General features: G+C 66.4%; 7 protein-coding genes and 2 pseudogenes. 1 reads left to right on the forward strand and 8 read right to left on the reverse strand.

Translation table 11 applies throughout. The annotated features are described in order from the left end of the window. Window positions 1-3: 3 nt before the first annotated feature. From HSX14_RS16300 to HSX14_RS16330, 7 genes and pseudogenes are all read right to left on the reverse strand, one after another. Window positions 4-1,698, reverse strand: coding sequence for a putative porin (locus HSX14_RS16300; RefSeq protein ID WP_173179864.1), 1,695 nt, complete (start codon window positions 1,696-1,698; stop codon window positions 4-6). A gap of 34 nt (window positions 1,699-1,732) precedes the next feature. Continuing rightward, entirely contained in the window at window positions 1,733-2,461 is a 729-nt protein-coding gene (locus HSX14_RS16305) for an energy transducer TonB family protein (protein ID WP_173179862.1), read from the reverse strand. Between the two features lie 2 nt (window positions 2,462-2,463). Continuing rightward, window positions 2,464-2,889 (reverse strand): ExbD/TolR family protein, encoded by a 426-nt coding sequence (locus HSX14_RS16310; RefSeq protein ID WP_021221719.1) that lies wholly within the window; start codon window positions 2,887-2,889, stop codon window positions 2,464-2,466. 10 nt (window positions 2,890-2,899) lie between these two features. Continuing rightward, window positions 2,900-4,747 carry a DUF2341 domain-containing protein gene (locus tag HSX14_RS16315; protein WP_173179860.1) on the reverse strand — a complete coding sequence of 616 codons (1,848 nt, stop codon included), beginning with the start codon at window positions 4,745-4,747 and terminating at the stop codon, window positions 2,900-2,902. 31 nt (window positions 4,748-4,778) lie between these two features. After that, the gene (locus tag HSX14_RS16320) at window positions 4,779-6,347 is read right to left on the reverse strand and encodes a ShlB/FhaC/HecB family hemolysin secretion/activation protein (protein WP_373874781.1); all 1,569 of its coding nucleotides are present in this window, start codon (window positions 6,345-6,347) and stop codon (window positions 4,779-4,781) included. 407 nt (window positions 6,348-6,754) lie between these two features. Beyond that, window positions 6,755-7,160: pseudogene (locus HSX14_RS31790) on the reverse strand (transposase); the annotation flags it as partial. Window positions 7,161-7,660: 500 nt separating this feature from the next. After that, window positions 7,661-7,942, reverse strand: a complete 282-nt coding sequence (locus HSX14_RS16330) for a hypothetical protein (protein ID WP_111264383.1) — start codon at window positions 7,940-7,942, stop codon at window positions 7,661-7,663. A gap of 585 nt (window positions 7,943-8,527) precedes the next feature. Between HSX14_RS16330 and HSX14_RS16335 the strand changes: the two are divergent. Then, window positions 8,528-8,812, forward strand: a pseudogene (locus HSX14_RS16335) (LysE family translocator); the annotation flags it as partial. Between the two features lie 299 nt (window positions 8,813-9,111). Here HSX14_RS16335 and HSX14_RS16340 read toward each other — a convergent pair. Beyond that, complete coding sequence (locus HSX14_RS16340) at window positions 9,112-9,714, reverse strand: hypothetical protein (protein WP_173179856.1); 603 nt, start codon at window positions 9,712-9,714, stop codon at window positions 9,112-9,114. Between the last annotated feature and the right edge of the window lie 3 nt (window positions 9,715-9,717).

Below are 9,717 nucleotides of genomic sequence, written 5' to 3' on the forward strand. Positions count from 1 at the left end.
GCGTCAGAAGCGCGTGTTGACCTCCAGTTGCAGGACATCGATGTCGAAGGGCGCGCCGTAGACCTCCTCTGCGCTCAGCCAGCGGACGCTGCCGACGATGTTCTTGTCGAAGCCGTAGTTGGCGCCGAGGAACCAGCCCTTGGCGTTGGTGCCGCCGAGGTGGAAGGACGAGTCGTTGAAGCCGTCCGGCAGGGCGTCGGGCTCGATGCGCTTGTAGCCGGCGTAGAGGTTCCAGTCGCCGTGCTTCTTCAGGTCCAGGGCGTTGCCCAGGGTGAACTGCAGCATCCAGGCGGTATCGCCGCTCTCGATGTTGCCGCTGGCGTCGACGTTGTTGGCCAGCTGGCCGGCCGAGCGCTTGCGGATCTCACCCTCGTCGTAGCCCAGGTTGCGCACGTAGTGGGCCTGGCTGCGCAGCTTGAAATCGTGGAACAGCGCGGTGTCCCAGGCGAGGTTGAGGTCCACCAGGTTGAACTCGGAGGCCAGGCCGAAGTACTGCGGCTGCGGCGTGGTGGTGGGGTTGGCCGGGTCGATGACGATGTTGCGCAGCTGCATCAGGGTGTTGCCCTTCTGCATGAAGGCGGGGCGCGACTCGTCGGTGTCGCAGGCCGGCTGGCCGGAGTACAGGGAACAGGGGCTGGAGCGCCGGCCTTCGATGTCGTCGAAGCGGTAGTAGGCCAGCGCGCCCTTGACGCTGTTGTCCGCGTCCAGCTGCCAGCGGGCGCCGAGCTGGGCGCCGTAGAGCCAGTTGTTCCTGCTGCTCTCCTTGTCGAAGCCGTTGCTGCTGGCGGTGTCGGAGCTGTATTCCACCGGGAAGGCGCCGAGGGTGCCGAACAGCCCCATGTCGCGGTCCAGCGGCTGGTCGAACACCGCCGCCAGGCCGTCGAAGTTGAGGTCGCCCGAGTACAGCAGGTCGGTGGTGTAGAACGGGTTGGGCATGCGCCCGCCGGTGAGGGTCAGGCGCTCGTCGGGCTTGTAGGCGAGGTAGCCCTGGTCGAGCCACAGGTCCTTCTTGCCGAAGCCGCCGCCCAGGGTCTGGGTGGTGGACACCGGGCCGCTGTCGGAGCCGGTGCCGATGCGCATGACCGCCGTCCAGCTCGGCGAGAGCACGGCGCGCATGCCCAGGCGGGCGCGCAGGCGCAGCAGGTTCTCGCGGTCCTCGCGGGTGTTGAGCAGCGGTGGCAGCTGCCGGTTGGTGTTGGTGTTGATGTCGTAGGGGCCGCGGTCGTTGATCCGCGCGAAGTCGACGATGCGGTCGCTGTTGGTGTCGGAGTAGTAGCGCGATTCGCTGCGCAGGCGCACGTCGCCCTCCAGGCTGATGCGCGACACCCAGTCGGGGAAGGTGTTGGGCGCGGCCCAGTTCTCCTGCCTGGCCTGGGCCATGACCTCGGCCTTGACCTGGTCGCGGATCTGGTCGCGGACGATGGCCGGCACGTACTGCACGCGCACCTCGCCCGGCACCCCGGCCGGGGCCGATGGGGCCGTGGCGGCGGCCTGGCGGGCCTGCACGGCCTCGGCCTCGGCCTGCTGGATCAGCGCCTGGGCCTGGTCCTGCTTGAGCACGCCCTGCTGCACCAGCAGGCGGATCAGGTTGATGGTGGCGTTTTCCGAAGGCGCCGGCGGTTGCGCCAGCACCGGGCCGGCCAGGCCGGCGACCACGGCGCCTATCCCCAGCGCCAGTCGGCTCATTCTGCAGATCATGGTTCTACTCCTTGGCTGTTCTTGGTGGCGCGGCCTAGCTGGGCCGGCGTCCTTGCAACGAGATTCGGACCGGCATCGATATCGAGGCCGGCGGGCGTTCCAGGGCGGGCGAGGCACGCAGCGCGGCCAGCACCTTGGCGTCGAGTTCCGGGTCGCCGGTGGATCGCGTCAGCTCCACGCGGATGACCTGGCCGCCCTGGTCGATCCACACGTCCAGGTGCACGCGGAAGGCCAGCGAGCGCAGCTCGGGGCTGTCGCGCATCAGGCGCTGGAAGGCGTAGGCGAGGAACTGGCTGTAGGTGCCGTTGCCCAGGCGCCCACCGCCGCTGCCGGCCATGCCGCCGCCCTTGCCGGCGCCGATGTTGAAGGCGTCGGAACCGGCCTGGGCGTCGCCGTCCATCTGCATGGGGTTGGCCAGGTCGTCGGCGGGCGTAGGCGGTGCCTCCTCCTCCGGCTTGACCTCCTCGGGCTCGGGGGTGGGTTCCGGCTCGACGATCTTTTCCTCCACCGGGGTTTCCGGCTCCGGCGGCTTCTCCTGCACCGGCGGTGGGGGCGGCGGCGGTGGCAGCGGGATGATCGCGGGGATCTTCGGCGCCTCGCGGCGCACGCCGCTCATGTCGTTGGCCCACTGCCAGAGCAGCCAGGCGAGGCCGGCGGCGACCAGCGCCCCCAGGCCCCAGGCCAGCGGCCGGCGCCAGGTCGGCTCGGCCCTGCGGACTTCGGCGAGCCCGCTATCGGGGCCCTTGCTGGGAAAGGTGGTCATGGTCAGCCCTGGTTCGGTTTGCCGGTGACCAGCCCGACCTGGGACAGCTCCAGGCGCCGCAGCAGGTCGAGCACTTCGATGACCTTCTGGTACTGCACCGTGGCGTCGCCGCGCACGATCACCGGGAAGTCGGGGTTCAGCGCCTTCTCGGTGCGCAGGCGGTCCTCCAGCTCCGGCAGGGTCACCGGGTAGGCGTCGAGGAACACCTGGCCGCCGTCGTTGACCGAGATGGCCTTGGTCTTCGGCTGCGCCAGGGAGATGGCGGCGCTGGCCTTGGGCAGGTTGATCTGGATGCCCGAGACCTGGGCGGTGGCGGTGAGGATGAACATCACCAGCACCACCATGAGCACGTCCACCAGGGGCGTGATGTTGATGCTGTCGACGGCGGCGTCCTCGTCGTCGTCATGGCTGCTGCTCAGGTTGGCCATGGCAGCGTCCTCAGGCGGTCAGCGGCGCACTGCCGGCATGGAGGCCCCGCCGGTGCGCCGTTTCGCTGAACTGGGATTCGCCGTGCACTTCGGCCAGGCGGGTGACGAACTCGTCGACGAACACCCGCATGTCGGCGCTGACCTCGCGGTTGCGGGTGGTCAGGCGGTTGTAGCCGAACAGCGCGGGGATGGCGACGAACAGGCCCATGGCGGTGGCCAGCAGCGCGGCGGCCATGCCGGGGGCGATGGCGTTGATGTTCACATCGCCCGCCATGGCGGTGCCGAGGAACACCACCATGATGCCCAGCACGGTGCCGAGCAGGCCGATGTAGGGGCCGCCGGCGATGGCATTGGACAGGGTCGACAGGCGCGAGGACAGCTGCTGGTTCTCGCGGGTGCGCACGCCGTCCATGGAGGCGCGGATGGCTTCGATGGTGGCGGCGGAGATGGACGAGGTGTCGGCGCCCTGGTCGCGGCGGGTGCGGATCTCCTTCACCGCCACCTGGTACAGGCGCCAGAGCGAGGAATGCACCAGGGACTCGTTGAGGGCGCGGTCGTCGGCGAGCAGCTCCAGGCGGGTGCCGACCCGGGCGAACTGCTCGCGGAACAGCTGGTTGGCGCGCATCACGCGGGCCACGCTGCGGCTCTTGCGGATCATGATCACCCAGGACTGGATCATCATCAGCACCAGCACGGCGATGATCACCCAGGCGTCCACCGGCACCGCCTTGAGCAGGAAGCCGAGGCTGCCGAAGCCGAAGCCGGACTGCTCTTCATCCACGCCGTAGGCCACCAGACGCGATTCGGCGCCCTGGGCGGTGGCGTCGGCGAGGATCAGCGCCGCCGGGCGCGCGACCTTGGACAGGCGCAGTTCGTCGATGGCCCCGGCGAAGGCACCGAAGGCGGCTGGCGCCGGGGCTTCGGCGGCGCCTTCCACGGGCACGGCCTGGCTTTGGGGCAGGTCGGCGCCGATGGCGATCACCGAGGCGAAGGCCGGCAGCGAAAGCGCGAGGCTACCGGACTCGCGTCCATTGACGTACAGGCGCAGGGCGCTGCCGTCGGCGCTCAGCGCCAGGTGCTGCCACTGCCCGGCGGCCAGGGCCTGGGTGGCCTGGACGCGCTGGCCGTTGACCTCGACGAAGGGCAGGCCCTGGGCCAGGCCCAGCAGCAGTGCGTTGCCGCCATCACGGCGGGCCAGCAGCAGCTGGTCGCCCGCAGACTGGTCGGCACGCACCCAAGCGCTGAAGGTGAAGGCGCCACCGGCCGGCAGGGCCAGGGACGGGCTGGCCGGCAGCATCAGCGGCTGGCCGTTGAGCTGGGCGGCGCGCCCGATCACCCCGTCGATGCTGCTGGCGGGCGGCGTCTGCCCATGGTTGCCGTAGGCGGTGGTGTCACGCGGGGGTGCACCGACGGCACCGTCGAAGTGGTAGACCAGGCTGTAGTCCGGGTCGAAGGTCAGCTGGCCGTTGCCAGTGGCCGGGGCCTTGGCGTTGCCGTAGTACATCCAGATGTCCTGGCGCTGGCCGCCTTCCACCTGGGGTACGTCCACCCAGATCAGCGCCATACCCATCAGCGGGTCGAAGCTTTCCACCTGGTGGTTGAGCACGGTCTTGTCGTCGGCGGCGACGAAGCGGATGTCCGAGCCGTTCTCGTTGACCCCGTCGAAGCTGAAGTTGCCGGTGTGCAGGCGCACCAGCAGCGGCGTGCGCCCGGCGGCCTGGTCGATGGCGGCGCCCTGGGGCGTGGTGTCGACGGAGATCTGCTTGCGGTAGAGCCAGTCGTCCTGCCACCAGGCACTGGCGATCGCCGGGTACAGGAGCCCCAGGCTGATGAGCGCGGTGAAGATCAAGCGTTGCATGTGTGTCACTCCGGAGTCGGTGCCTGTGGGGTCAGAAGTTCGCCTGCACGCTGAAATGCACGCGCGGGTCTCGTTTTTCGGTGTTGGGGCCATCCTTCAGCGGGTAGCCCCAGTCGAGGCTGCCGGACAGCCATTCGCGCAGCGTGGCGCGTGTGCCCAGGCCGACGCTGGCGAGGCTGTAGCTGTCGTCCTGGTCGGGCAGCGGGTCCTGCAGGGAGAGCTGCGCGCCCTCGGCGAAGGCGTAGAGGCGCCAGTCCTCGACGTAGCCGGCCAGGCCCTTGCCGAGGAAGGCGGCCAGCGAGGGCGTGCGCAGCTCCTGGGAGAACAGCCAGCCGTCATCGCCCGTGCGTTCGGCGGCCAGGTAGCCGCGCACGCTGGTGGCGCCGCCGGCGGAGAACTGCTCGTTGGAGACCAGCGGCCCGGAGGCCAGCTGGAAGCCCAGCTTGGTCGCCGACTGCCAGTCGCCGCCGAAGCCGAAGGTGTAGGTGGCGTCGCCCTTGAACACGGCGAAGCTGGGGTTGGCGCGGTAGCGCTTGTAGTCGAACGCCTCGGCGTCGCTGCCGTAGCCGAGGAACTCGCGGGTGCCGGCCACCAGCGCCAGGCCGAGGCCCAGCTGCGAGGCCTCGGTGTAGCGGTAGCCGTTGTAGCCCAGGGTGATGGGGGCGTACTTGAGCGGCACCTTGTCCTCGGCGCCGCCGAATTGCAGCGACTCCTCGAAATCCTTGAAATCGACGCCCACCGACAGCGAGTGGGCCCAGGGGCCTTCCGGAGGCAGGCCGTAGATCAGCGAGACGCCATAGGAGTGGCCCTTGCCGAGCACGTTGCTGCCGCCGATGGTGGCCACGTCGCTGTCGGACTGGTAGCCGGAGAACTGCAGCGTCCAGCGCTCGTCCAGGGGCGCGGCGTAGGAGCCGGACCAGACCTCGGCGTTGTCGCGGTCCTCGGGGGCGGTGAAGTAGGTCAGCGAGGCGCTGTGGCCGCGCTGGAAGAGGTTGTTGTAGCCGAGGCTGACCACCGAGCGCAGTTTCTCGGTGTCGGCGCTGTAGTCGTTGTTCAGGCCGACGCTGGCCTGCCAGGGGTTCTTGTCCTCCACCTGCAGGTCCACGTCCATGGTCCCCGGGCGCTGGCCTTCGCGCACCAGCGGCACCACCTGGCGGCCGGGGTTGCGATTGATCGCCGCCAGCTCGCCCTGGACCTTGGCGAAGTCGGGCACCTTGCCCTCCTCCAGCGCCGGCACGTCGTCGAGGATGGCCACCGGCGAGTAGTGCCTGGCGCCGACCACGCGCACGCGGCCCACCTTGGTCTCGCTGACCTGCAGGTAGACCACGCCGCCTTCCACCTGCTGCTCCGGCAGCTCGACGAACACCGACTGGTAGCCCTTGCCCTGGTAGCGCTGCTGCAAGGCGTCGCGGGCGCCCTCGATATCGGCGAGGCTGCGCTGCGGGCCGAGGAAGGGGTAGACCGCCTCCTCGATGTCGCGGGCCTCCAGCACCGTGTTGCCGCGCACCACGTACTCGTTGACGTCGACCCGCCGAGCCGGGGCGTCGGCGCTGGCCGCCGGCTGCGCCCCCTCCTCCGCGGACACCGGCGCGGCGTGGATCGCCAACGCCAGGCAGGCCGGCGCGAACGGCAGGCTCAGGGCCGCGACGACGCCTCGTTGGTTGAATGACAGATGACCCACACAGCCCCCTCGTGAAATGGCGCCCGGTATGCCCGGGCCGCCTTCCGTGCAGGCGTGGCCGCGCCCGAACGCGCGTGCCGCACCGCATCAGTGAACGTTTCGTTGTTGGTTCGCCGGCCGCCTTCAGCGTTGCCGTGCGCCGGCCGCGTGCCGGGCCAGCCAGGTATGCAGCTGGGCGAAGTTCAGCGAGAACTCCGGCATCTGCATCAGGCCGCCGGAGAACACCTCGCCTATCACCCGCTCGATCAGGCGCACCGCCTGCGGGTTGTCCAGCACCTGCCCCAGGTCCCGGACGAAGACCGAGAAGCCCCAGACCCGCTGGTTCAGCTCCAGGCCGACGAACCAGCGGAACAGCAGGTTGTAGTTGAGCTGCTCGTAGAGCTGCTTCTCGCTGGGCAGCGAATAGAGCAGTTGCAGCAGCAGCGCATGCAGCAGGGCCGGCAGCGGCACCTGCAGCTGCTGCGCCCGGGCCCAGCCCTGCAGCTCGGCCAGGGCCTGGCCCATCACCTCGTCGATCTGCGGCCGCAACAGGACCAGCGAATGGCCGGGCGGGATGTAGCTGGAGACCTCCTTGAGCGCGCTCTGCCAATCGTCCTGGGACACGATCCAGACCCAGGGCGCGGCGTAGCGGTAGACCGAGACCGGCTTCTTGCGCGCCGCCTCGACGATCTTCGACAGACGCTGGTCGAGCTCCTGCATGCCCACTTTCGAGTAACCGTCCATATTCCCCATCGCCCCTGTTCCACTGGCCTCGGCACGCCCGCAAACCGCGGGCGAAAGTCGTCGCCCTCCCTGGCGACACGTTCCCTTTCGGCGATATCCCTCGCCGTTGACGCTCCGTACATCACCTTGACCGGGGCCGGACGGCACCACCGAACTTTTGTCATCGAATCTTCATGAACGGATTTCGGTGGGGTTGCTTTCAAGGGGCCGGAAGCGTCTGGAATGCGCATTACAGGGGAGACCTGCCCACCTCCGCCCGGTGGATGCGAAGAGCGGCATCCACCCTACACACGGCCCAGCCCCGTGCCTCGCTCAGCTTTTCGTAGGATGGGTAGAGCGCAGCGAAACCCATGCGGCGGATCTCGCAGCCCCTCCCGGGATCGCCAAGGGCTGCGCTCGTAAACGTGCTGTCCGGGGCACCCGGAACCTCTGCCGTCTCTGCAAAAACGGCTCGCCCGAAATGAAGAAGCCCGGCTGATGCCGGGCCTCTTCATGGGTACGTAAAGGGCTTAGCGACGAACGCCAAGGCGATCACGCCGCACCGCCTCGCGGGCAGCACGGAACAAGTCGCTGGCATCCGACAGCAGCAAGTAAGCCGCGTCGGCCACATTGGCCAGATCACGCCCATCGACACAGGAGCCCTCCATGCACGAGAGACTGGCGAGCAAATCTCGCGCAGCAACCAGGCGGTACTCGGCTGTTTCCTGGAGTTCCATGTAGGACCGGCTGCCATCGAGCAAGAGGACAGAAGAACCGGAAGGGTTGGCGGAGAGCGGGCGCAGGTCAGCCATGATGAACACCTCCACCGCTGCAAAGTTGGCTGGGTGCGAATACAGAAGAGATGAAGTTATCGAGAGCGGCGCGAGTCATGACGTGATGCTCCTAGAGTGAGAGCCATCACCCTTCGCGGCCAAGCGAAGGAAATGGGTGACGGCTGTACGCAGGTTGGCCGACCGGGACTCTAGGTGCCCGGCACACCCGAAGGTGTCCCGCGCACAGCCGCCATAACACGACGTCGCAGGCATGAAAAAAGCGCCTGCAATCGGATGGTCGGCGCCTGTGCGCCTAGAGAGTTCGACCGGCCAAGGTCGGCTACGGGATTGACCGCAACGGGCGGACTATATGAGGCAGTGGGAAAGCCTGCAAGGGCAGTTTTGCATGTGAGTACCGCTAACACCTGCCAGGTGCGAGCCCGTAAGAAACACAAAAAAAGAGCGGCAGTCGCCTGCCGCCCTCGGGAAAGGGGTGCCGCCCCAAGGGGCGGCCGGGGGTGAGGTCAGAGGGTCAGGTTGCGCTGTTCCTCCGGAGTCAGCTGGTTGCGTGTCTGGTAGTCCAGCTGGCCGGCGGAGCAGGTCATTGCCGGTCTTCAGGGTGGCGCCGCCACAGGCCTGCTCGCCGCCTCCGCACTCGGCCTCGGCGCCTTGCTGCTGGCCTCCGAGCAGCTGTTCAGCCTGCTCAAGCTCGTCGGCGCGCTCTACCTCTTCTACCTCGCCTGGCAGAGCTGGAAGCAATCGCGCAACGCCGCAAAACCTGTGGCCGCCGAGGAGCAACCGATCAACCCCGGCTTCCGCGTCCTCTACTGGAAAGCCTTCGGCCTCGCCGCCAGCAACCCCAAGGACATCCTCTTCTTCGCCGACTTCCGGCCCCAGTTCATCAGCGCCGGGCGTTCGGTGCAGGGGAACGGCCGCATTGATATCCCGCTGAGACGGTTCTCCTGAAATGACGAAGCCCTGTGGATGCCGGGCTTTTTTATGGTGGAGCTGAAAGCGTAGTTGTAGAGAGTCAATCTAGACGAATCGCACTTCGACCCACGCCACAAAAGCCAGACAAGTCGAAAGCTTGGGTGAGTAGCGGGGTGTTTTGCTAACCAACCACCCCACGCTTCAGATCAACGAGATTACTTAGCAACCCAACTATTAGAACCAGGCCAATAAATTTACACTGCCACGCAAACTACAACTCAAGAATAAAGCTTAGGAAAATATTCACTTATATTACTCCCAGCCAGAACCCTATCAACTGAGAAATCCACAGTCACAGAAACCGCAACCCCTCTACGCAATTCCTCCGGAAAATCCTCAATCCCACCTAAAACACTGGGCATGAGAAACCTGAAATAATCCCCCATTTCAGTTGTTCCGTCGTAGCCCACTGGGTAGTCCTCCCCCGCGCAACTCCCCTCCACCCCATGATAGATATAAAATCCTTTATTTTTCGGGATATTTGCATCCGAAAACCGCCCCCTACGCATAAATTCCTTTAGTAGACTTTCAAAGACTTCCTCGCGAGAGGAGCGCTTACTCCAAGCAGACGCAGAGTACAAATCCACTTCAAACCCCCCATTCTTATCCTTGGGGTAATTTGTAAATCCAGCAGACTCCTCCCATAAAAACTCATTCATCCTATCAAGAAAATCCTCAGCTTTATCCATCATCAGCAACTGCTGCGGCAAATCACCAAAACAATTATTCACCATCATTGCCAGCCTGCCATTTTTATCCATAGCAAACCAAGTATATATAGTGCCAAAACCTGGCATCCAATCTTTATTCAAATCACCCATAAA

The organism is Pseudomonas tohonis (genome assembly GCF_012767755.2).
GTDB classification, from domain to species: domain Bacteria; phylum Pseudomonadota; class Gammaproteobacteria; order Pseudomonadales; family Pseudomonadaceae; genus Metapseudomonas; species Metapseudomonas tohonis.